Genomic DNA, 22280 nt, shown 5'->3' on the forward strand with positions numbered 1-22280 from the left:
GATTTTAGTTTCTGGAGTTTGTTAGTGCTAACGATAATTGTGATTTTTTACTTGACAGGGGTCATTACATAACAGCGTGAAAGGGCACGGTTTGACTTCGAACATAAGCTAAAATTACGCTGGAAGCCCGAACTTGGCTTACAAGTAATTTGTAGTTATGTGAAAAGTCAGTGACCTTGAGCGCGTTTAGAGCGGGAAAGCCTCGAGCACTAACTTACAATCTCCACAAAAATAGAGGTCAAGTCAAAATTTTCATTTTTGACCTGACCTCTATTTATATTGCCTTTTTAAATCAATGTTTCAATCTCAATTAATTCTGAAACAACCACATCGGCCCCAGCATCATCATGGAATTGGTCCACATCAAAATACAAAGTGTGCACCCCCGCATTTTTACCTGCCTTAATATCAATGGCCCGATCACCGATCATGATCGTTTCTTCAGGATCTAAGTGGTAAGTACCTACTAAATACTGTAAAGCACTAGGATCTGGTTTTCTTGGGAAATCATTATCTGACGTTACCGAACCAGTAAACACTGTTTTTAACTGGAATTGGTCTAAAAAATCAAATACTTTGTCATCCCGATGCGTGTATAAAAAGTTCTGTTTACCCTTTTCAACCACCATATTCAAAATATTTTTAGTGCCCGTGTAAGGCTTAGGCTCATGTTGTAATTGATGTTCAATTTCGTGATAACGCTTATTTAATTTTTCGCCAGATAAACCGTAAAGCTGACCAAAATAATCTGTCGTGAACCCCACAGATTCCCGTTTAACCAAACGATAAAGCTCATTACGGTCAAATTTTAAATTGGCTTCGGCCAAAGTTTGCGTTAACGCCTGTAAAATAGCCCCATAAGTGTCGAATAACGTCCCGTCAAAGTCCCAAATAAAATTCTTGATTTCCATATAAAATAAAAACTCCTCTAAATTAGCAATTTATCAAATCTACTTGTGATCCGTATCAAAAATAATCGTCACCGGACCATCATTCACCAAAGCAACCTGCATATCTGCCCCAAAACGACCTGTCGCCACTTCAAAACCCGCCGCCGTTAAAGCCGCATTAAACGCATTGTAAATCGGTTCTGAAATCTCTGGTTTAGCCGCCTGAGTATAGCTTGGCCGATTACCTTTTTTAGTATCCGCATAAAGGGTGAATTGTGAAATAGATAAGATTGCCCCATCCACCGCCGTGATTGGTAAATTCATCTTATCCGCATCATCGGTGAATACCCGCAAATTTGCAATTTTATGAACCAAATAATCAATTTCTTTTTGTGTGTCCGTAGCCTCAATCCCCACCAGCAACAAAAAACCTTGCCCAATCGCACCGACAACGGTCTCATCAATCGTAACACTGGCTTGGCGCACACGTTGTAAAACGACTCGCATAACTTAAAAACTCCTATTAACTATTAACCTTGGGCCCGCTTCACTTCATAAATATCTGGAATATTTTTGATACTATCCAATAATCGTTCCAAATGCTGGGCATTATTAACCCCCACCGTAACGTGAATATCCGCCATCTTATTATGATCCACATGACCGTTAATATTATTTAAACTCTTCGTTTGTGCATTTAGCGTCTGTAACACTTCGTTTAATAACCCATTGCGGTTATAACCATAAATCTCCAAGTTGGCATCATAAGCCTGCCCCGCATTATAATCATCCCGCCAAGTCACATCAATTAAGCGACCAGGAATAGACGCCGCCTCTTTAATATTCGGACAGTCCCGACGATGAATCGTCACCCCACGCCCTTTTGTGACATAACCCACAATATCATCCCCGGGAATCGGATTACAGCATTTCGCCAAATGGACCAATAAATTATCCACCCCTTGAATAATAATATTGTCATTATTTTTTGGCGTCGCCTGCCGATTTTCCGACGTATTCGCCGGCGTATTATTTTTAGGATGACTCTTATTTTCAAAAATATCTTGAACCTGTTCTTTTTTAGCCAAAGCCTCTTTTTCTTTACGGGCCTTTTCAGTCAACCGATTCGCCACAATTAATGGTGAAAGCTCCCCATAACCAATCGCCGACAACAATTCCTCTTCAGTCCCGAAATTAAAGCGATGCAACGCCTGCTCAATCGCATCTTTACTCATGAACGTCTTAGGCGCAAAACCTTTATCCAGTAACGTCTTTTCCAGCGCTTCTCGGCCCTTTTCGGTATTAACCTCTTTATCCGCTAACTTAAAGTAACGTCTGATTTTGTTGCGGGCCCGGCTAGTGTGGACTAGCGAAATCCAATCTCGGCTTGGGGAAGCGTTAGATGCCGTCAACATCTCCACAATATCGCCATTTTTTAATTGATAGTTCAAAGGTACAATCTTGCTGTTAACCTTCGCCCCCACCGTATGATTCCCGACTTCCGTATGCACCATATAGGCAAAGTCCAGGGGAATTGAGCCTTTAGGCAACTCGTAAACATCCCCTTGCGGCGTAAAAACATAAACCCGATCTGAGAAAATATCCCCCTTGACACTCTCCATAAAATCAGAAGCATCATTGGAATCATTTTGAATTTCTAAAATTTCCCGGAAAATATCTAGTTTTTGACCAGCCGCATCTATATTAACTTGATCCTTAATACCTTCTTTATAAGCCCAATGTGCCGCAACCCCATATTCAGCCACGTGATGCATAGATTCCGTTCGAATCTGGACTTCTAAAGGCTTGCCTTGGGGGCCAATTACCGTCGTATGCAAAGACTGGTAGCCATTAGCTTTTGGCATGGCAATATAATCTTTAAAACGCCCGGGCATTGGTTTCCATTTTGTATGAATCGCTCCTAAAACCGCATAACAATCCTTAATAGACGCCACAATGACCCGAATTGCTAATAAATCATACAATTCATCAAATTGCTTATGTTGATCCCGCATCTTTTTATAAATCGAATAAATATGCTTTGGTCGCCCATAAATATCATATTGCATATTTAAATCCGCAATCGCTACTTTAATATCATCAATAGCCAAGGCAATATAAGTCTCTCGCTCAGTTCTTTTAGACGCCATTAAATGGACAATTCGATAATATTGTTGTGGATTTAAATATCGCAAGGAACTATCTTCTAGTTCCCATTTGATCCGGCTAATCCCTAAACGATCAGCCAGCGGCGCATAAATTTCCAACGTTTCATTGGCAATTCGCCGTTGTTTATCAGGCCGCAAATGCTGTAACGTCCGCATATTATGGAGTCGATCCGCCAATTTCACCATAATCACCCGTAAATCCTTTGCCATCGCCAGCAGCATCTTACGGTGATTTTCAGCTAATTGTTCCTGATGGGATTTATATTTGATTTTACCTAATTTTGTGACGCCATCAACAATTACCGCCACATCACGGCCAAATAACTCTTCCACATCACCCAACGTAATATTGGTATCTTCAACAACATCATGTAAATAGCCGGAAGCCACAGTTTCTGGATCCATCTTTAAATCCGCTAAAATCCCCGCCACTTGAATCGGATGAATAATATAAGGTTCACCAGACTGTCGTTTTTGTTCTTTGTGAACATAGGCCGCAAAATCATAAGCCTTTTTAACAAATTCCAAATGCGTTTCATTCATATATTGACTACAAAGTTCAATCACATCCGCTTGTGTCAATTCTTTATCTTCTGCCATTGTCTTACGCCCCTATCTTGCAAAACTACGCCTGTGGTTTTTGCTTTTTTGATCTATCTTTTTTTCGTCTAGGCCGGATTTCTGCTGGCTTTTGCCCTGTCAAACCGTAAGCCAAATAGCTAAACCCTAAATAAAGTAGTGCTAAGAAATAAATATAATAACCGTAACGGATGACCGCATAAATTAAAAATATTGCCGGAAAAATCAACATTAGCCAGCGGGACTGGTGATGTTTTTTAATATCCCAGCCGCACCAAAGGGCATAAAGGACATCCACAATTAAAAATAACCACAAAATTCGATGGACTTTGCTAATTTGTAACGCCGAACTAATACTCGGCAGGACAACTGCTAAAATGACACTAATTAAGCTATTAAAAATTAGTCGGTTCTTATATAACATACGTAGTTTATTCATTATTTAACCTATTCACCCTTAACAAATTTACTGGTAAAAATCATAGCACAAAACTTAATAAAACCCTACTATAATGTAAACAATTTTATGAATATATTAATTCTGCCGCATAGGAAACACAACTCAAAAAATATAACGGGGCCGTTTCCGTACGTAGAATCCTTGGGCCTAAACCGGTTGCCTGAAAATCATGGGTCCTTAAAATCGCCGTTTCATTTTCTGAAATACCGCCTTCCGGACCAAAAACACATAATAATTCGTCTTCAGCATTCAGCTGATTTAACGCTGTTTTTAAAACTCGATTCTCACCTTGCTTGCCGCTTTCTTCATAGGCAAATAATTTAACGCTGGCCGATAAAGCCGTCACCGCCGTTATATTTGACACAAACGTCACTGTCGGCCACACATTACGATGACTTTGCTCCCCAGCTTCTTGGGCAATCAGCTGCAATCGGGCTAACTTTTTAGCCGCTTTATTCGTATCCCAGCGGACCACCGACCGTTCCCCGCCAAAAAAGACAATCTTGCTGGCGCCCATTTCCGTCGCCTTTTGGACAATCCATTCCGTTTTTTCCCGCTTAGGCAAGCCACAAGCCAGCGTCACTGAAACTGGTAATTCCGTTTGCCGCTGCAAGCGTTTTGTAATTTGCACCTGGAGTTGCTTTTGATCTGCAGCGACAGCCTGTAAAACCGCTAAATAAGGCTGATGGGTGGCATCAACCAATTCAAATTGTGCCTCTGGCCGCATCCGCATCACCTTTACAACATGGTGGACAATCCGCGGGTCCGTTATTGTCTCAACCTGCTGTAACGTTAAAGTCGTATCGATAAAATATTGCTGCATTAAGCCTCAACCTCTTGTTGCACCACAAGGGCAATCCATTCTTTTTCTTGGAACTGGGTCACCACTTCAAAATGGTGGGCCTGTAAAGTTTGACAGACACTATCCAGCTTATTATCAATAATACCAGACAAGATGACTTTGCCATGGGGCTTAAGATGGGTTTGTAAATCTGGAATTAATAATTCAATAATTTCAGCTAAAATATTGGCCAAAATCAAATCTGCTTTTCCGGTAACTTGTTTTAGCAAGTTACTTGGAAAAACATGGATATTAGCCATATCTTCGTTTAACGCCACATTTGCCTTAGCCGCATCCACCGCCACTTGGTCTAAATCGCAAGCTTCAATGGTTTTGGCCCCTAATTTGCTAGCCACAATACTCAAAATACCGGAGCCAGTGCCAACATCAAATACAGTCTCACCGCCACGAATGACTTTTTCTAAAGCCGTTAACGCCAAAACTGTCGTGGGATGGGTGCCGGTGCCAAAAGACATCCCCGGATCTAAGCGTACGATAACTTCTTCAGCAGCTTGGGGTTGGTAGTCCAGCCATTGGGGCACCACGGTTAAAAAGCGGGTCACTCGGGTTGGGTGATAATATTTCTTCCAAGCATTGGCCCAATCTTGATCATCTAAATCCGCCACATTAACCGCCCCAGACCCTAAAGGCAGGCCATAAGTTGGTAACAGCGCCAAATGATTTTTAATTTGACTCACAATTTCTGGTAAATTAGACGTTTCTGGAAAATAGGCCGTGACTTTGGCCCCAGAATCTAAATGCGGCAAGGTATGCAAATCCGCCACTTCACCAAACGGTCCAATTTGATCCATGGTCACGCCTTTAAAGTCAGCGGCATCTTCAATTTCAACGCCGTTAGCGCCAACACTGCTTAAAATTTCAGCAACGGCTTCAATACTTTCAGTTGTTGTTTCAACACTTACTTTATACCACTTCATTCAATCGCCTCCAGCTTAATATTTAGGATAAGGTAAAAACTGCTGCTGTGCAGTGGGGTTTTGCTGGGCTAAATAAGCGTCGTAACGTGCTTTATCCCAAGTTAATTCAAACGTTTCAGCTTGACTGTCTGGGTCTAAAAAGTCCATTAAATCACTTTCACCATCATCTAATGTATCTTGCAGATTTGCCAAAAAAGCATCTAAAACCGCTTTTGACAGACCTTTCTTACCGGCAAACGGCACAATTGTTAAATAATCATCCGCATAATCTAAGCCATTTAAACGGTTGGGATCATAAAATAAAACACTATCCTCATAATTCACCACATCCGTATCATCCACAGCCTCACTACCTTGTTGATCTGTCCATTCTAGTGCGGTATGGGCGGTATTTTGTGCTTGAATTGTAAAATTAAGCTCAAACACAAACGCACTTTGGTCCCAGTTTAATTCAATTTCACCATCAAACGTTAATTTTTCGATACCTTGAAATAAGTATTCATCAAAGGTTTGTTTTTTCACTGTTCTAGCCAGCCTTTCTTGTCAAAGTCCATTTGTTTTTTAGTTGTTTTGGAAACATAGGGATTGTGGGCCACATAAAAACGTAGTGGCGCCTGCGTCCAATCCCCCTTGTTAGGAATGCCAATTCTTGGCGTCGTCTCGATTTTTGCCGGCTGCCGACCTTTAGTTAAGTCAACGCTTAACGGGCTTTGTGCCAAAGACTGCCCATTATACGTTAACGTATGTATTGCCAGTGCCTGGCAGAGTTTTCCTGGGCCGTTACTGATTTCAATTCCCGTACGGCCCCGGCGATTTTTGATCATTTCTGCTTCTAAAGTCAGCGGCTCAAGCCCCCGTATCAAGACACATTCCGGTGCGGTTTTTTGCGTTGTAAAATTTAATAAGTATAATCCCCGCATTTGATAAATATAAATATTACCGCCATTTGTATATAACGCTGTTGTTTTAGGTGTCACGTGTCCATTAGCCGCATGGGACGCCAAATCTTTAACGCCCAAATAAGCTTCAGTTTCCACAATTAAACCTTGATAACAACGCCCTTGAATCCGATGTTCAAGAACTTTACCTAATAACTGGCGGGCAATCGTAGGGGTCGGCTGCGTTTCAAAAAAATTAGCGGTCATCTTGTTGGTCCTTTTTATTTAAAGCTTCAAATTTCGATTTGTCCCCCTCAGCAGTGGGCACCCCCCAAAAGGTCAAATTATACTCATTTGCTTGAAGTCGGGTAAATTCAATGCCTAACGCCGGTAAATCTTCCCTTAAAATTCGCGCAAATGTCGGTAGTTCAAAAATAACACCCGCCAACAGCTGTGTATACATAAATTTAATAATCTGTTCCAATGTGTCCTGGCTCAATTGATTTTCCGGTTCAAACCAAAGTGTGGCTAAAACAGTTTGGCGGGTATTGCCGTCAATATGCATCTTTTTAAAATGCAGACCGCTATAATCTCTTTGGTCATGAATATAGGCGAAAAAATCGTCAATTGTTTGTTCTGTAAAGTTTTGCTTATAAATCATTAAATGCCAAATATACATTATTTCACCCAATTTTGTTTCTATTAAATTGCACATTATAGCTATTTTAGCATGATTCCCCAGGGATGTCTTTTTAAGGGCTTAATGGCAGTTGACCCTTTTTTACAGCTGTGCTATGATGTAGCCAGATAAGGAGGTGATGTCTTTGACAACAGGTAATTTGTCGAAGGCGTTAGCTCCCGGTAATGCAAATTAGCATTATCGCGAACTGATGCCGAATTGACGAAGCTGTCTAAAATTTTATTAGACGGCTTTTTATATGTTTAAAAACGTGACTGAGGCTAACTTTGCGTTAAGGCCCAGTCACGTTTTCATTCGCTTGCTATCCGCCATTGCCGATGCCCGCCAGCACTGGCTAAGAGCTTATTTTTTATCGTTTGTTTCCGATGAATTATAAGTCTTTTTTAAATGATTAAATGCTTGTTGAACCGCTTTTAGTTGATGGCTGCTGTCCCGAACTTGGCCCATCAAGCTATCAAAATCGTGTGCTTTCACATTATTTACATCTTCATTTACGGCTTTGGCATTTTTATTTTTTTTCCTTAAAAAAAGCATCAAAGTACACCTCTTTAGCTTACTATTATAACGTTAATTTTCGATAAAACAAAAAAGTTTGTTATTATATTAATGGAGGCGGATATTTTATATGAGTAAGAAAAAAGCACATTTAAATAAAACATTAGTTGAAAAGATTTTGGATAAGGCAAATATTAGTTATAAATCTTTGAGTTTTGAAACCCACCAAGACGGGGATGTTCAGCAGCTTAATGTGGATCACAACGGTATTCCCGAACATCAAATTTATAAAACCCTGGTCTTAACCGGTAATAAAACCGGGCCAGTGGTGGGCGTTGTTCCTTTAGATACCCATATTGATTATAAAAAATTAAGTAAAATTTCTGGAAATAAAAAAGTCGGGATGGTGCCTTTAAAAGAATTGATCCAGACAACCGGCTACGAACACGGCGCCAATACGCCTATTGGCATTCACGAAACGCATAACTACCCCATCTATATTTCCCACCTGGCCGAAAATCAACCGGAAATTATTGTTTCTGCAGGTAAAATTGGCCGTTCCGTACAAATTGATCCAAAAATAATGGCTCGGTTTTTAAAAGCCAGTTTTGCAGATATTACAGAATAAAGATTGACTATTTTAAAATTTGGCTTACAATAAGTAAGTATAACGAATAAAGTGAGGCGGATACATTATGTTTAAGACGGGCTATGGGCGCTACGCAACATTTGGTGTTGTTGAAGTACTGCCTGGAGATATTATTGATCGCATTTGGCATATTATTGACCAAAACTTACAAGGTGTTGTTCCTCTACAAAGCATTTTAAAATTTCAATTGACGCAAAATAAAAATAAATTAACCGTTACCTTTTCAGAAGACAATATCGATCTAAAGATGGCTTTTGATTTGCCTTATGAATGGCAAACCCGCTATCCCAAGACTGTCCTGGCTTATGATGACGGTGTGAGTCAAACCATTTTGCTGCCTTCTGAAAGTCATCGTTAAACTGTAATTATTTTATTTATCCCAATCTGTTATTAATCTATCAACAGTTGGGATATTTTTTTGTCTTATTTTAATTTAGCAATCAATTAATGCGGAAGTTTGTCAAATGGTGTTGAAGGATAATTTTTATCCTTTGAAGGTCTCCCCGACCGCGGGAGGCCTTTTTGTTATTTAATTATTCAACTAATGCTCTGAGTATTGGATAACTCCCCGCTCGATATAACTGTGTACACTATCATTAATGGTTTCTAAAATAGTGTGACGAGGATGATAATGGAGCAGGTTTGTAGCATTTGCAATACTATAATTACCGCTTCGTGCAATGTGATAGTATGTTTTTTCTACGTCCCCATCACGATCAGCGTACTTTTCGTGCCATGGCTGAAATTCTGGCTGTTCCATGTACTTTTTCCACTCTGTCCAGGGAAGAAAGTTAATTTGGGGTGCTTGATGAAAGTTCCTGTACATGGCTTGGGCAAAGCCATATAGGGTGATTGATTGATCAACTACAGCGTGGAAGCTCTCTCCTAAGGACTGGTTCCGGTGCTTAATGGCAAGATAAAAGACCTGGGCGACATCATCGGCGTGGACATGATGGAGAGTTTCCATCCCAAAGTTTGGTAAGGCGATTGCTTCACCATTTGCGATATCTTGGAAAATTTTAGGATTTAAGTTACCGACCGGATTAATAATGATCCATCCTGGCCCAGAAACTTGTCCCGGCATGACAATGGTAGCTGGAAAATGATTTTGACGGTATTCTGTTTTTAAGTAATTTTCGCAGGCTACCTTTTCTTTTCCATAGGAGTCAAGGGGTTCCTTGTTAACGGCGTTGGGATCACTTGGTAAGAGAGTAGCGTGGCCGTGAGCCCAGATTGATGAACAGAACAGGTAATGACTTAGTTTGGTTGGCTTGAGAGCCGTGACTAATCCTTTAACTGCGTCTAAGTCGAAGGCAATTAAATCCACAACCACGTCAGCATTTAATTTAGCAACGTTTGCGTTAAAGTTAGTATTACTCCGGTCAAGAAACTTCTTTTCAACGTACTGCCAAGCGGGATCACTAGCAGTATATGGCTGGCGATCACTTCTGGTGACGGAAATTACAGAATGACCATCACGTATTAGCTTGGGAACTAAGTAAGAACCAATGTGGCCTGATCCACCTAAAACAACAATTTTCATTTGTGACACTCCTTTATAATTAGCTGTGTTATAACTATATGATAAAGCTTAAACCTAACTTTAAGTCAAGGGGGATTTTTAATTGACTAAAACATATTCAATTGGAGAAGTTGCGGCTATGCTTGATCTGGCACCGTCGACAATTCGCTATTATGATTCCCAACATATTATTCCACCGGTAAAGAAAGGATCAAATGGTCTCCGAATATTTACGGATACTAATATCATGGACTTACGGATTGTAGAATGCTTAAAAATAGCGGGAATGTCTGTTAAAGAAATTCAGAAATATATGGTATTAGTTGCTCAAGGGAACGCTAGTCTTGCTAAACGATTGGCTGTTTTTCAACAACTCAGGCAAGATACTTTGCAAAAGCTTAATCAACTAGAGTACACACTAAAAGTTATTAATTTTAGACGGCTTAATTGCAATCCCAATTTGAAAGTTAATAACTCAGCTGGTGAGCTCTCACCATTTGGTGGTCTAGTTTTAATGGCGGAGTTTGCGGCTCAACTTGGTCTAAAGGACCTTTTCAAGCGCGCTGTAAACTTTATTCCACGCCAAAACGCGGTTAAACACGATGATACCAGCATCCTTTCACAGCTCCTATGCCAAAGAATTGCTGGTTATTCGGCTGACAGTGCGGCTAACACACTCGGTTTACTTTAATACAGAACAAGATGCCATCAATGCAGGTTATCATAGGGCGCTAAGATAAAAATTTTAAAGATACTTCGTCAAATAGTGTCACAGCGCCCTATTTTAGGTTTCGAGCTTAAGCCCGAAACTTTTTTTAGTCTTGCGTCATTATAAATTTTATTTAGTGCTGTAAATCGCTGGCTTTAGACGGCCTTCACTTCTAAATACAATGATTATTTTTTTACTTTGTCCCCAGCGTTTGTCATATTCCTTTGACTTAACAGCGTACGTTGATGCTGTAAATGGTCAATTTTTTGGGCTAAATATTGCTGTTGCTGCTGTAAAGCCTCAATTTGATGGGCTAAATTCGTCTCCAAGGTGCCCAATAATGCCAGTCCCTGGTCATATTGGGCCAACGTTAACTCTGAATTGTCCAGTAGCGCAATTAATTTCTGACAAGTTGGGATATCCGCCCCTAATCGCCGTAAATGTAAAATTCTATCTAAAGTTGCCAAATCTGCATCAGTGTATTGCCGCTGACCTTGCGCATTACGGTGAATCGGTGGTAAAAGTCCAATTTTTTCGTAATACCGTAACGTATCATAAGTTGTGTCATACTTAGTCACTACCGTCTTGATCGCATACATTTAATCGCCTCATTTTATTTTTTTAAATTTTTATTTGTGCTAGTGTAACACCAGCGTGCTAGACTAGTCAAATATTCGATTAAGGTAGGTTTAATTATAATGAAAACAAATAAAATTATCACACTTATTACTGGCGGCAATCGAGGCATGGGCCTTGCTTTAGCAACTAAACTGGCAACGGCTGGCCAGACGGTTATTATTGGTACACGTAATCTTAAAAGCGGTCAAACAGCCATTGCGCCTTTGATCACTGCTGGCTTGCCGATTGAAGCCATTCAATTAGACGTGACGGATCCAGCTTCCGTAACGCAAGCAGCAGCTTTTGTCACTGAAAAATACGGCTATTTGACAACCCTGATTAATAATGCTGGTGCGGCCTTTGATTTTGGTATGGCGCCAGCAACTGTCTCCCAAGCACTGCTGCGAAAGAATTTTGAAGTTAATTATTTTGGTTTAATTGATGTGACCCAAAAGTTCTTCCCGTTGTTAAAACAAACTGCCCGCGCTAAAATTATTAATATTTCCAGTATGATGGGCTCCAAAACGGCTGCTTTGGATCCTAAGACTGGGGTTTATCAAGCAGTGGCTGCAGGCTATCAAAGCGCTAAAGCTGCTGCCAACATGTATACCGTTCAGCTAGCCAAACAATGTCAACGAGAACAGCTAGCCATCACCGTAAATGCGGTGGATCCCGGGATGGTGGCCACCGAATTCGGCGGTGCCACGCCAAAACAAGCACAAGCATTAGGCGCACAAACCGTTGATACCGGTATTGCACGGACTTTTGCCTTGGCAACTGATTTTGATAACACCGAAACAGCCACCTTCAGCAACGTCGACGGTCCTGTGGCTTGGTAATTTAACGATTCCGGCATTTCTTAAAACCAGTGTTGACCTTCCTGCTCAAAGGCCGATGCTGGTTTTTAGTTTAAGGCCACCGCTGACATTGTCCTAAACCACTTAGGAATCGGCTCCACTGTGGGCTTTAAGGCAGATTTAGCTGTGTTGTCCAGAGCGGCATTTGGCGTAGCATCATAGTCATCCCGCCAGCCTTGATTGGCAAACCAATTATGCGATTTTGTAATATAGCCCACACCAATCCCCTTTGCCGTTATTTCCCGCCGATAAGCTAGAATCCCCGCCTCAATTTGAGCATCAGTCACCCCAGAAAAAACGGCAGTCTGGTAGCTGGCAAACGTTTCCGGGTACTTAGCGCTTCTGGGATATAACGCCCAAAGTTTTTGGAACCGCTGGTTTAAGTCGGCCTCATTTTGTGTAGGGCCCATTTCTTTAGTCATTTCTTTAAAGTTATTGTCACGTAAAGGTCTAGTACTAGTAAGTACTTTAGTGCTACCAGTTGCGTTACTGGTTGGCGTCCGAGTTGGCGCACTACTAGGTGTCTGGGTTGGCGCACTTTGCTGTTGTTTTGTAGCCCAATTAGTGTGGTAAAGAGGTTTGATTTTGTATTGTGGCTTTTGCTGATTTTTCCGTCCAGGAATATAAATCAACAACCCCATTTCAACCAATTCATTCCTCGCTTTTCTTAAGCCTGATTCAGATAACCCGGTCAAGGCCGTCAGAGCCGCATTCTTTAAAGTAAAAGCCGCATCCAGCTTGCCTTCATCGTTGGCATAGTCTAATAATTCACGGTACAGCGCATTTTGTCCCATAGAAATATCAATTTGTTCTTCTCGTAATTTGCGATACGCCCGTCGTTGTTTAAAATAGTCCAATAAAATCACACCGTTCTAATTTATTTTTTCAGATAAGATAACTTATCCTCTACTATTAATAACAATTTAAGACGGAAAAACGGAAATTGCCTGAACTGTTTTACTGACTTGTGCTACTTTGATCGTCCCATTTTTTAGTTGCTTTTCTTCTTGCATCGCGTAATGTCATGAACGCCACACGCCCAGTACCACCGCAATAATGGTAAATGGTATGATTCGTTTTTTAAGGCACTCACTTTTTTCATTAATGAGATCCCCCCTTATTTCCAATTTAAAAATATCTGTGTTGACTATATGCGTACATAGGCGTATAGATTATGACAGAACATACAGCCAAAGAAGTGCTTAAACTTCTTAAGTCAAGGGGTTTCCAAGAAAAAGCAATCCGAAGCGACCACCACCAGTTCCAAAACGATTCCGGATTTAAAATACCAGTTGCTTACAGTCATCTAAAAGATACAATCCCAATTGGAACTTACAAACGAATCATTAAGGAACTCGATAAATCAGGTCAGTGATGGCCTTGTTTGTCGTAGCCCCCCGTAACAAAAGAATAGGAGTGAAAATTATGGTTAACCGTATAGTTGCTTATCCGGCTCGCTTTGAATTATTACATGATGATGGAGATTATTATTCAGTTACTTTTGATGATTTACCTGATACTTTTACAGACGCCCGTTCTTTAGCTCAAGCCATTTATCGCGCTGAAGAAGTCCTGGGATTAATGTTGTATGATGCTAAGGTGTTACCCCCTGCTTCAAACGTACAAAGCATTCAGAACAAATATCCTGATGACTATGTCGCATTAATCGTTTGTGACCTAGATAAAGCCGCAAAAGAAGTAACAGTCCCTTATGTCAAGAAAAACACACGTATTCCTGCCGATTTAGCCAAACGTGCTGAGTCAGCCGGTCTTAATTTCAGTGCCACATTAACAGAAGCGCTTAAAGCAAAACTGGGCTAATTGCCCGGTTTTTTATTTTTTCCGAATTCATCTAACGACTATGGTGGGATTTTTGTATGACCAAATCATCAGCTTCTCACCAGACCAAGCAATTCGAAATTCCGCCCCATCTCCTACCGATGCTGGCGTCAAGATCATTGGCCGTGTGGTCGTCTACGTGGTCACACTTTAGCTACCTGCCCTAGCGCCGTGTTGCAGGCTTTACTCTCATAAAAAACACGTATAATGAACGTGCTATAATAATTCTTGTAGGAAGGAGATAGCGATGCAAAGAGGAAAGCTTGAACGCAAGTTTCGCAAAGCTGGATGGCATGACTGAGGGCAGCAGCGTTGAGGACGCTTTAGCGATGGCAGAGGACTACATTGGCACCTATAGTCTTGCGACAGACACCATGCCTGAGTCTGTCTATACGCTACCAGAACACGCCTCTACAGATTTTGCCAGTCTGGTACGTGTCAACGTCTCCGAATATCGCCGTAAAAATGACACCCGCGCAGTGAAGAAGACGCTCACCATTCCAAATTATCTGAACGAGTTGGGGAACGAACGCGGCGTTAACTTCTCCCTTGTACTATCCAACGCGCTTCGCCAAGAACTCGGCGTAAAGTAATGTTCCAGCCCTTCCAGCGACAAGGTCGTGCGAGTCGACCTAAGGGCTTTACTCAAAATAAAAACGCCCACACCATTGCAGTGATGTGGACGCGGATGATGATATCTGTACAAATACATATTATCACATTTGGAGGAAGCAATACTATGACACGTAACCGAGGCAAAGCATGTTTAATGTTCCCAGAATCTTATACTATGATCGATCTTGAAACGACTGGTTACTCGCCAAAATACGACCGGGTTCTTGAAGTGTCGGCGGTCAAGGTAATCTCAGGGAGGCAAGACTCGACACTCTCAACGCTTGTTCGCTACCCCGACGATAACAGCGTACCAGAATATAGCACTCAACTGACTGGTATCACTGAGGACATGATTATCACCAATGGCGAAGGGATCGACAGAGCGATGCGGCTCTTCGATACCTTCTTAGGTGATGACTTGATTGTAGGCTACAACGTGAGTTTTGATATTGGTTTCTTATATGACACATATAAGCTGCTATCTATGCGTGATTTAAATAACAACTACGTAGACGTACTTTCATTAGCGCGCCGCTTCTGGCCAACAGAAAAACACAATCGCTTGGCCGATGTAATTCAGCGAATTGGTCTTGAGCACGAACAGGTTCATCGAGGTCTTGCTGATTGTGAAGACCAAATTGCGGTACTAAATTACATTCAAACAAACGCCGATGAAACAATTCTCGCCCCACACAAGCACACGCCGTCAAAAAAAATCGACTATAAGGCGCTTTCCACCGAAGTCACAGAATTTAACGAAGCTCACCCTTTCTTTGGGAAAAATGTTTGCTTCACTGGCGCGCTAAGTATCAAACGCGCCGAAGCTGCGCAACTCATAACTGATGTTGGTGGTAAGGCACAAAGTAGTGTCACTAAGCAAACGGACTACCTTGTGGTCGGTGACGTTGACTATATCGCAAGTGTGAAAAATGGGGTGACAGGGAAAATGAAAAAGGCCCAGGAGTACATTGCCCTGGGTCAAGAATTAAAGGTGATTCCAGAGCCGGTCTTTCTCGATTTTATGAACCAGGAGTAAAAACAGCCGCCCACCCTGTCTGGACAACACGTGGACGGCCTCGCAACTCACACACTCGGCGTGCGCTTCTCCACGAAGTCCATACCGAAGTGCTAGCTCAGTGTATGTTCCTTCACCGTTAAGATATGCATAGACTACAGTGAGCTTTAGTTTCTTAGTGTAATGGTTGTTCTTCTGAGCTTCCTTCAGGCCATCAATACCATCACGAAAATATTGATCTGGGCATACAAAAATCCCACCATAGTCGTTAGATGAATTATTGTATTTCATCTGTCAACCATAAAGGGATTATCGCAATCCTACTTAACCAGGAACAGTTCTTTTTTCATTTAGTAGACATCTGATAACCGAATAATAGCACTTATTTTGTGCTTATTGTTCAATGTCAAAAATACTGAAATTACTAGACTATTTTTAATGTGGATTTAAAGTGTGCACAAAAATTATACATTTTAGCGTTTTATGCAATTCTTTAAAAATAAAAAGCCCGTAACATCAAGGCTTACGGACTTTTGGAGCTTTATAGAATTGTATAAATAAGGAGAGTACAGGATTTGAACCTGCGCGCCGGTATTAGCCGGTTCGCCGGATTTCGAGTTGTAATCTGATGGTTTGAATGACGTCGGATTGTTGATTTAACGGCATTCTTGGTGCGATTGAAACGGTTGAAATCGGCTGAATTTGGATGAAGTGGTACTGAATTGGCACGCGCATATACTTGGTTGGTCGTCACTGGTTGGCGGCCTTTTTAATACCGTTTGATTGTTCAGAATCAGACTTCTTGTGGTGCATGCCCCACAGATACTTCAGAATTAGTCTTCCCACTCACTGTTCCCTATCAGCTCATCAGCAATTATATCTTCTACTAAGTTTCTAATCGCACGGAAATTTGAAAAATGCTGAACCATTTGATGAACGTGCTCTTTAACGTTATTAACATCTATTAGTTTGATGTATTGAGACCGTATCTTCCCAGACTTCAGATAGCTATCAACTATTCTGTTTGCCACCTCAATTTTTTCCTCAGGTGTAAAATCAACAAAGGGAATAACTGCGTCAAATCGTGAATACAGTGCGGGGCTTATGAAGTTTTTCATTTGTTTTTTGGAGGTGAAATTGGACGTACAGATAATAATTGAATTTCGCATATCGACCGAAAAATTTTGATCGACATATTTCCCTTCGTCAAAAAGTTGATAAAACGAAGTTTGGATATACGCCGGAGCAAGTGAAAATTCATCCAAGAGTAGAATATTAGACTTTCGATTAAGTAATACCTTGGAAAAGGAGTTTTCGCTGTGGCCAGTAGCCTTGAAATACTCAGCACTTGCGGTTCCAGCTGTCATTGACATCTGCTCGCGAATAATCTTGTTTGTTCCAAACAGTGACTTTGCCATTACCTTAGCAACTTCGGTTTTTCCAATTCCAGGATTTCCATAAAACATAAGAACTAGGGGTTTGTCTCCTGTTCGCACGTGCTGAACAATAAGTTTACGATGAATGGCGGTCTTTGCAATATCTTGTCCGATAATCTGGCTATTCAAGTCTCGCACCAAAGAGTCGATCTTTGTAATGCTACTTTTCTTAAACGGTAGTTTGTTATGAACAATCAGGTCTGAACGCTGTTCCAAATTCGACAATAATATTCGGGTTGGATTATTGATTATCACCTGTTGGACACCAAGCTGCTCGAGAATTTGTAAATGAGCGTCAATTTTCTCAAATACAAACGATCTGTAGCCTACAAGGTCAGAAATTCTAATCACGCATATATGATTGTTCTGAAATTCTGAAATATCACTGGTAAAGCTAATATTCACCTTGGTCTCGCCGGTCTCGTCTTCATTCGTTGTGGTAGTCGCTTCATCCAAATACTTTAACAACTTAGCAAAGTGAAAGGTACCGTTTAGTTTATTTACTCGTCGTGAGAAGGTAGGTTCAGGTTCAAAGAACACATCAATTTTCATGATTCAATACCAGCCAAAATCACATCAATCATTGGATAGTTTTCCTTAACTTCCTCTTTCTTGTTTTCTATTCGTTTGAGATCGTCGTAATCAACCTCATCCTCCGTTTCTGCAACCAGGTCATCAACCTGCTTATCAAAGGCAAGATTCATTGAGTCTCGGTATCCAACAACCAAACCATACACCTGCAAGCGATCAATTTTTGCTAGGTCTAACAATGAGTAGTTATTTCTCAAACCATCGATATTAAATCGAAAAATGGCGGGTCGTGCTTCAAATATACCTTCAAGTTCATAGTACGCAGAAAAGGTGTCAAGAGAGTCTCCTAACTGGTCAAAGTTGAGAGCAGCTAATACACGTTGAGAATCCTCATCAACTTCTTCTAGAGCAGAAAAATCCTTAACCATATGCGTCATTGGCAACAAGTTTCTGAAGTATGCCACTGAATCCTTCTGAATTCTAAGATTTGGTTCATCGACAGTTAAGAGTGAAATCTTGTCCTCAGAAACTTTTTCTATAAACTGGCTGATTAAAGTGCTGGTCACTTGACTTTGGATAATGGTGTTTTTCTCACGTCTAGCATTTCCTTTAAGCCCTAAGCCCATTAAACCCCAAAAAGATTTTCCGACGTTTCCATTAACGTCGATTGCATTTCCTTTCTCTAAGGTCTTACTCAATGTCTCAAGTGCAGACCCGCCATCTACAACTTGAAGGGCATCTACGGCAGCCTGCTCATCAAAGTAGACAATCTTCACTAAATTGCTTTGGTCCTTCTTGGTCATTTGCTCACTCCCTATGAAAGTTAAGTTCCCCAACAAGCTAACGTGTTCTATCACTAAATATAGTCTGGTACAACTCAACCAGCTTGGCCACTCGATCTTCTTCCGATGGATCCGATAATCCATAAATGGAATCAACGAACTTATCATTTCTCATGTGTGCTTTTCTCAAAGTAGCAGGCATGATAACAGGATCGTAGAGAGAGGCCAAACTTGTCTCGTTTGAACTATTCTCATCACGAGCAGCTAAGATAAGCTCTGCGTATCTGTCCAGATATCCTCGTTCATGAGCATTAAGTGGCGGTATTGGAAACGTATTATAAACCAACGTGTTCGAATACCGAAAATCACTCTTTAATCTTCCTCCAACCATCCGCAGCCACGCTGTATGCATTTTGGACTCCAGCAACGCAAATATTGCTAGACTAGCATTGGATAGTTGAAAAGTGGCATCTGCCATGATGACGTTGCCTGTAAAATAACCCATGGGAACATACTCTCTTTGTATTGAAGAAACACGGGGAATTGCCATAAGTGGCCCAAGGTCAACTCTGTCTTCATCAAATTGAGCCGGGTAGTCTGACAAAGCTATTGTGCTTTTTTTAGAGCTTTTCTTCCTAAACTCTCTAATTTGTTCCAGCCTAGATTTAATTAGTGGATTCGCAAGAACCGAGAGAGGCGCACCTTTGAGGTACAGAATTCGCCGCGGTGTGTTGTGCAAAAAATCCTTAGCACCGTAGTAGTCAAAAATATAGCGAGAGCTATCCGCACACACTTGAGTAAGTTGTTGTTCTTCTTCCTGAGTTAAAATAAAATTTCCATCATCAGTGGGTGAACTACCTTTCGTCATCTCTGGGAGACCAGATAGCTGAATCCTACTAGCCTCGATGATTGTTTGAGGAAGGTTGAGCAGATACTGATTAATGTGTGGAACTATTTTCTCGACTGGATCCGAATTGATAGATTCATAAGTGAACAGATGTGAAGCTTCTACTGTTGACTTCCTAAATCCGATGATAACAACATGCACCGCAGCACCGTTGTTATCCCATTTGAAAGTTTGATGAGCAAAATTGATGTTAATTCCTTGTGCGAATAATGCTTTCCACAAGATTGTGGCTTGTTCGCCTTGACTAATTGAATTTGTCGCAACCAATGCTGCTTGAATATTAGGGTTAGCTTGCATTGCTGATGCGGACTTAATAAACCAGCCACTTGCAAAATCAAGCTTTTTGTACCCTTTAATAGATTTAGTTGCGACTTCGTGTGACTTTTTCTGGTCAGCTGACTCAAGAGTATAGCCAAGAAACGGAGGATTACCAAAAATAAAGTCCAACTCATTAGAGTAGAGTGGCTTCATGTGAAGCTCTTTACCTTTTTGTGAGAATACTTCAAACCAATCATTGGTTAAAGAATCGGCCCTAATGATGTTGGCACCGGCATGAAGCGGTATGCGGCGTACTAGTTCGCCAAAAAGTTCACTCGCTTCAACATTCATGAGATGATCCATCAACCACATTCCAACTCTGGCAATAGAAACGGCGTAAGCCTGAATTTCAATACCATAAAACTGGCTTACTTCGACTTTTATGTTCGTTGTGACAAAGTCAAATGATAGCTGCATACCACCTTGAACCTGATCCTTGATTAGTGCGTCAAGAATTTCATGTTCAAGTCGTCTTAGTTCACGGTATGCAACGATTAGAAAGTTACCTGATCCACAGGCTGGATCCAAGAATTTTAGGCCGAGAATTTTTGAGTGTAACCGATTCAATGCCTTAGTTCGTGCGCCACCCGCGTTAGATGTGTGGCGAGCTACATCAAGCTCACGTCGGAGATCGTCCATGAACAGTGAGTCGATAACCTTAAGAATATTCTTCTCCGAGGTAAAGTGTGCGCCTAGGTCATGTCGTTTCTCTGGATCCAATGCACCCTCAAACATTGAGCCAAAGATAACAGGGCTAATAACTGACCAGTCTTGATGCGAGGCATCAACCAGCGATTGACGAACGTCTGCGTTAAATGTAAGTCCTAAATCAGTTGTGAATTTAGCAATGTCTAACGCAAACAAACCACCATTGATGTATCCAAACTCACGCTTCTGGCCAATCCAATCGTGGTCACTAGTATTAAGCTGGCGAAATAATACCGTCAACTTCGATAGCAAATCGCTACCGTCTTCGGCTGTGTTCTCTAAAAATTCCTGAAAGACACCGTTACGTTCAAAGATGCTGGTATCGTCAGCAAAGAGGCAGAAAACAATTCGAGTCATCAGCAGACTAGCCGCGTTAGGCTGAACTCCAACATCCAAGATATGCCTGTAGATTGTTGAGATTTTACCAGCGGCTTTTGCATTGACGACAGCTTGGTCTTCTTGCAGCTTCTGTTCATAGCCAAGCAGGAATGAGAACTCATCAATGTCTTTGACAAAGTCTTGCAGTGTCGTCGTCCAAACATCCTTCGTCGCTGAATCACGTAAATAAAAGTGTTCAAAATCACACGCCAAAATGTACTTGGGCTTGTTCGCATCGTCGAGCGCGTATGCATAGCGGGCTGCTTGTTCGTATCCAGCATTAGGATTGTCGACAATCTTCACGCCTTGAGATTCCATTTCAATAATCAGCAGTTTTGGTAGTAGCGAGTCAATCCGCTTATCGTGTCCGTCAATTTTTACTCGCCATTCATATCCAGCACGACTAACAGAACGTGAGATTCCAAAAACCTCATAAAAATCGGCCATAAATTCACGATCATGCTGCCGTTCGGTCACATGTCCCTGTTCCACTAAGGGAAGCCAGTTCTTTTGAAACGTTAGCGCCCGCTGTAATAATGCATTCTTTTCCATTTTCCATACCCCAATACTCTGGTTTGATGTTGCTGATGAACTGTCTGCGCCAAAAAGCCAGCGAATGCTCAAGATGGTTTTACCATCTCTCCTAATCCCTGGCCTCAAGCGTCTGCCAAACAGGGACGCCGTAATCGTAAGTTTATGACGTTGGTGCAGTCAATCAAATTAAGCTAGATTTTATGCCATGCTCGCTGGGCCAATCGTCAGGTTGAGCGGACGACCCAGCGCATTGGCAAGCTTGGTTAACGTATCGATGGAAGTGTTGTTACCATTTTCAATACGAACGATTGTTGTCTTAGGAACACCGGACTTGTCCGCCAGCTTCTGTTGGGATAAACCAGCTTCCTCGCGCGCTTCGAGCAGCGCCATGGCACTTGCCATTTTGTTTTTTTCTTCATTGTAGACTTCACGGTACGAGGAATCTTTCATCATTTCCGCGAAGTAGGCGTCGAGATCACCGGTGTGTTCCATCGTGAATTCGTGCATGTCTTTACTCATTTGTCGTCTTCCTCCTTGTAGGTTTGATAGAACTCAGCTCGTAGGTCGATTGCATGATCAATTTCTCGCTGTGGCGTCTTGTTTGTCTTCTTCGAGAAGCCGTGGGTGATGACATAATCACTGCCAGATACGTGAAAATACAAACCGCGCTGATAGGTTTTTCCTTGCCGCGAACGCAACTCATATAAATTGGTTGTGAGTTTCTTGACCAGCAACCGTTGAGCTGCTTCTTGTAAGCCGATTTCTTCCGTAGTATGGATGGCTAACTGTAATTTTGCTCGTTCCTTGAGGGGCAGCGAGTCAAGAAATTCAATGAATTCCATGTGGCCGTTCGGCCGCTTGTAAGGTCTAAACTTTGGCTTTTCCATAATTAGATTGTACCATATATTGAACC

26 protein-coding genes are annotated in these 22280 nt (G+C 41.5%); 8 read left to right on the forward strand and 18 right to left on the reverse strand.

Annotated features, from left to right (window positions below):
* Window positions 1-287: 287 nt before the first annotated feature.
* The 10 genes from EKM93_RS02850 to EKM93_RS02895 form a co-directional block, all read right to left on the reverse strand.
* On the reverse strand, window positions 288-911 hold the full coding sequence (locus EKM93_RS02850; protein WP_125712889.1) for an HAD-IA family hydrolase: 624 nt from the start codon (window positions 909-911) through the stop codon (window positions 288-290).
* 39 nt (window positions 912-950) lie between these two features.
* Window positions 951-1397 (reverse strand): D-aminoacyl-tRNA deacylase, encoded by a 447-nt coding sequence (gene dtd / locus EKM93_RS02855; RefSeq protein WP_125712891.1) that lies wholly within the window; start codon window positions 1395-1397, stop codon window positions 951-953.
* A gap of 23 nt (window positions 1398-1420) precedes the next feature.
* On the reverse strand, window positions 1421-3658 hold the full coding sequence (locus tag EKM93_RS02860; protein WP_125712893.1) for a RelA/SpoT family protein: 2238 nt from the start codon (window positions 3656-3658) through the stop codon (window positions 1421-1423).
* Between the two features lie 25 nt (window positions 3659-3683).
* Window positions 3684-4076, reverse strand: a complete 393-nt coding sequence (locus EKM93_RS02865) for a hypothetical protein (RefSeq protein WP_125712895.1) — start codon at window positions 4074-4076, stop codon at window positions 3684-3686.
* Between the two features lie 85 nt (window positions 4077-4161).
* Window positions 4162-4920, reverse strand: coding sequence for a 16S rRNA (uracil(1498)-N(3))-methyltransferase (locus EKM93_RS02870; protein ID WP_125712897.1), 759 nt, complete (start codon window positions 4918-4920; stop codon window positions 4162-4164).
* Window positions 4920-5876 (reverse strand): 50S ribosomal protein L11 methyltransferase, encoded by a 957-nt coding sequence (gene prmA / locus EKM93_RS02875; protein WP_125712899.1) that lies wholly within the window; start codon window positions 5874-5876, stop codon window positions 4920-4922. Before prmA ends, EKM93_RS02870 begins: the two co-directional genes overlap by 1 nt.
* A 15-nt stretch (window positions 5877-5891) precedes the next feature.
* On the reverse strand, window positions 5892-6398 hold the full coding sequence (locus EKM93_RS02880; RefSeq protein ID WP_125712901.1) for a DUF3013 family protein: 507 nt from the start codon (window positions 6396-6398) through the stop codon (window positions 5892-5894).
* On the reverse strand, window positions 6395-7021 hold the full coding sequence (locus EKM93_RS02885; protein ID WP_125712903.1) for a DNA-3-methyladenine glycosylase: 627 nt from the start codon (window positions 7019-7021) through the stop codon (window positions 6395-6397). Before EKM93_RS02885 ends, EKM93_RS02880 begins: the two co-directional genes overlap by 4 nt.
* The gene (locus EKM93_RS02890; RefSeq protein ID WP_164506970.1) at window positions 7011-7433 is read right to left on the reverse strand and encodes a hypothetical protein; all 423 of its coding nucleotides are present in this window, start codon (window positions 7431-7433) and stop codon (window positions 7011-7013) included. The genes EKM93_RS02885 and EKM93_RS02890 overlap by 11 nt, the downstream gene beginning before the upstream one ends.
* A 363-nt stretch (window positions 7434-7796) precedes the next feature.
* Window positions 7797-7991, reverse strand: a complete 195-nt coding sequence (locus EKM93_RS02895; RefSeq protein WP_125712907.1) for a hypothetical protein — start codon at window positions 7989-7991, stop codon at window positions 7797-7799.
* Between the two features lie 88 nt (window positions 7992-8079).
* Between EKM93_RS02895 and EKM93_RS02900 the strand changes: the two genes are divergently transcribed.
* Window positions 8080-8577 (forward strand): aminoacyl-tRNA deacylase, encoded by a 498-nt coding sequence (locus tag EKM93_RS02900; RefSeq protein ID WP_125712909.1) that lies wholly within the window; start codon window positions 8080-8082, stop codon window positions 8575-8577.
* Between the two features lie 67 nt (window positions 8578-8644).
* Window positions 8645-8956: a DUF960 domain-containing protein gene (locus tag EKM93_RS02905; RefSeq protein ID WP_125712911.1), complete on the forward strand. Its 312-nt coding sequence runs from the start codon at window positions 8645-8647 to the stop codon at window positions 8954-8956.
* A gap of 183 nt (window positions 8957-9139) precedes the next feature.
* Here EKM93_RS02905 and EKM93_RS02910 read toward each other — a convergent pair whose 3' ends face one another.
* Window positions 9140-10141: an NAD-dependent epimerase/dehydratase family protein gene (locus EKM93_RS02910; RefSeq protein ID WP_125712913.1), complete on the reverse strand. Its 1002-nt coding sequence runs from the start codon at window positions 10139-10141 to the stop codon at window positions 9140-9142.
* Window positions 10142-10223: 82 nt separating this feature from the next.
* On the opposite strand from EKM93_RS02910, the gene EKM93_RS02915 reads away from it, so the two are divergent.
* Window positions 10224-10811, forward strand: a complete 588-nt coding sequence (locus EKM93_RS02915; protein WP_125712915.1) for a MerR family transcriptional regulator — start codon at window positions 10224-10226, stop codon at window positions 10809-10811.
* Window positions 10812-11014: 203 nt separating this feature from the next.
* Here the strand turns inward: EKM93_RS02915 and EKM93_RS02920 are convergent, their stop codons facing one another.
* A complete protein-coding gene (locus EKM93_RS02920) occupies window positions 11015-11428 on the reverse strand; it encodes a MerR family transcriptional regulator (RefSeq protein ID WP_125712917.1) in 414 nt (137 codons plus the stop codon).
* A 99-nt stretch (window positions 11429-11527) separates the two neighbouring features.
* Between EKM93_RS02920 and EKM93_RS02925 the strand changes: the two genes are divergently transcribed.
* Window positions 11528-12286, forward strand: coding sequence for an SDR family NAD(P)-dependent oxidoreductase (locus tag EKM93_RS02925; RefSeq protein WP_125712919.1), 759 nt, complete (start codon window positions 11528-11530; stop codon window positions 12284-12286).
* Between the two features lie 65 nt (window positions 12287-12351).
* Here the strand turns inward: EKM93_RS02925 and EKM93_RS02930 are convergent, their stop codons facing one another.
* Window positions 12352-13161 (reverse strand): helix-turn-helix domain-containing protein, encoded by an 810-nt coding sequence (locus EKM93_RS02930; protein ID WP_125712921.1) that lies wholly within the window; start codon window positions 13159-13161, stop codon window positions 12352-12354.
* A 317-nt stretch (window positions 13162-13478) separates the two neighbouring features.
* On the opposite strand from EKM93_RS02930, the gene EKM93_RS02935 reads away from it, so the two are divergent.
* From EKM93_RS02935 to EKM93_RS02950, 4 genes are all read left to right on the forward strand, one after another.
* The gene (locus EKM93_RS02935) at window positions 13479-13679 is read left to right on the forward strand and encodes a type II toxin-antitoxin system HicA family toxin (protein ID WP_125712923.1); all 201 of its coding nucleotides are present in this window, start codon (window positions 13479-13481) and stop codon (window positions 13677-13679) included.
* 50 nt (window positions 13680-13729) lie between these two features.
* Window positions 13730-14125, forward strand: coding sequence for a type II toxin-antitoxin system HicB family antitoxin (locus EKM93_RS02940; protein WP_125712925.1), 396 nt, complete (start codon window positions 13730-13732; stop codon window positions 14123-14125).
* 281 nt (window positions 14126-14406) lie between these two features.
* A complete protein-coding gene (locus tag EKM93_RS02945; protein WP_125712927.1) occupies window positions 14407-14736 on the forward strand; it encodes a type II toxin-antitoxin system HicB family antitoxin in 330 nt (109 codons plus the stop codon).
* A gap of 146 nt (window positions 14737-14882) precedes the next feature.
* Complete coding sequence (locus EKM93_RS02950; RefSeq protein WP_164506971.1) at window positions 14883-15794, forward strand: exonuclease domain-containing protein; 912 nt, start codon at window positions 14883-14885, stop codon at window positions 15792-15794.
* A gap of 812 nt (window positions 15795-16606) precedes the next feature.
* On the opposite strand, the gene EKM93_RS02960 is transcribed toward EKM93_RS02950, so the two are convergent.
* The 5 genes from EKM93_RS02960 to EKM93_RS02980 all read right to left on the reverse strand — a co-directional run bounded on the left by EKM93_RS02960 (window position 16607) and on the right by EKM93_RS02980 (window position 22254).
* Complete coding sequence (locus tag EKM93_RS02960; RefSeq protein ID WP_125712931.1) at window positions 16607-17761, reverse strand: AAA family ATPase; 1155 nt, start codon at window positions 17759-17761, stop codon at window positions 16607-16609.
* Window positions 17758-18543 carry a DUF6414 family protein gene (locus tag EKM93_RS02965; RefSeq protein ID WP_125712932.1) on the reverse strand — a complete coding sequence of 262 codons (786 nt, stop codon included), beginning with the start codon at window positions 18541-18543 and terminating at the stop codon, window positions 17758-17760. Before EKM93_RS02965 ends, EKM93_RS02960 begins: the two co-directional genes overlap by 4 nt.
* Before the next feature lie 37 nt (window positions 18544-18580).
* Window positions 18581-21385 carry a DNA methyltransferase gene (locus EKM93_RS02970; RefSeq protein ID WP_125712933.1) on the reverse strand — a complete coding sequence of 935 codons (2805 nt, stop codon included), beginning with the start codon at window positions 21383-21385 and terminating at the stop codon, window positions 18581-18583.
* A gap of 180 nt (window positions 21386-21565) precedes the next feature.
* On the reverse strand, window positions 21566-21886 hold the full coding sequence (locus tag EKM93_RS02975; RefSeq protein ID WP_021354119.1) for a helix-turn-helix transcriptional regulator: 321 nt from the start codon (window positions 21884-21886) through the stop codon (window positions 21566-21568).
* Window positions 21883-22254 (reverse strand): type II toxin-antitoxin system RelE/ParE family toxin, encoded by a 372-nt coding sequence (locus EKM93_RS02980; protein WP_125712934.1) that lies wholly within the window; start codon window positions 22252-22254, stop codon window positions 21883-21885. The genes EKM93_RS02975 and EKM93_RS02980 overlap by 4 nt, the downstream gene beginning before the upstream one ends.
* Between the last annotated feature and the right edge of the window lie 26 nt (window positions 22255-22280).

Origin of the sequence: Agrilactobacillus yilanensis (assembly GCF_003946725.1) — a bacterium.
Taxonomy (GTDB): domain Bacteria; phylum Bacillota; class Bacilli; order Lactobacillales; family Lactobacillaceae; genus Agrilactobacillus; species Agrilactobacillus yilanensis.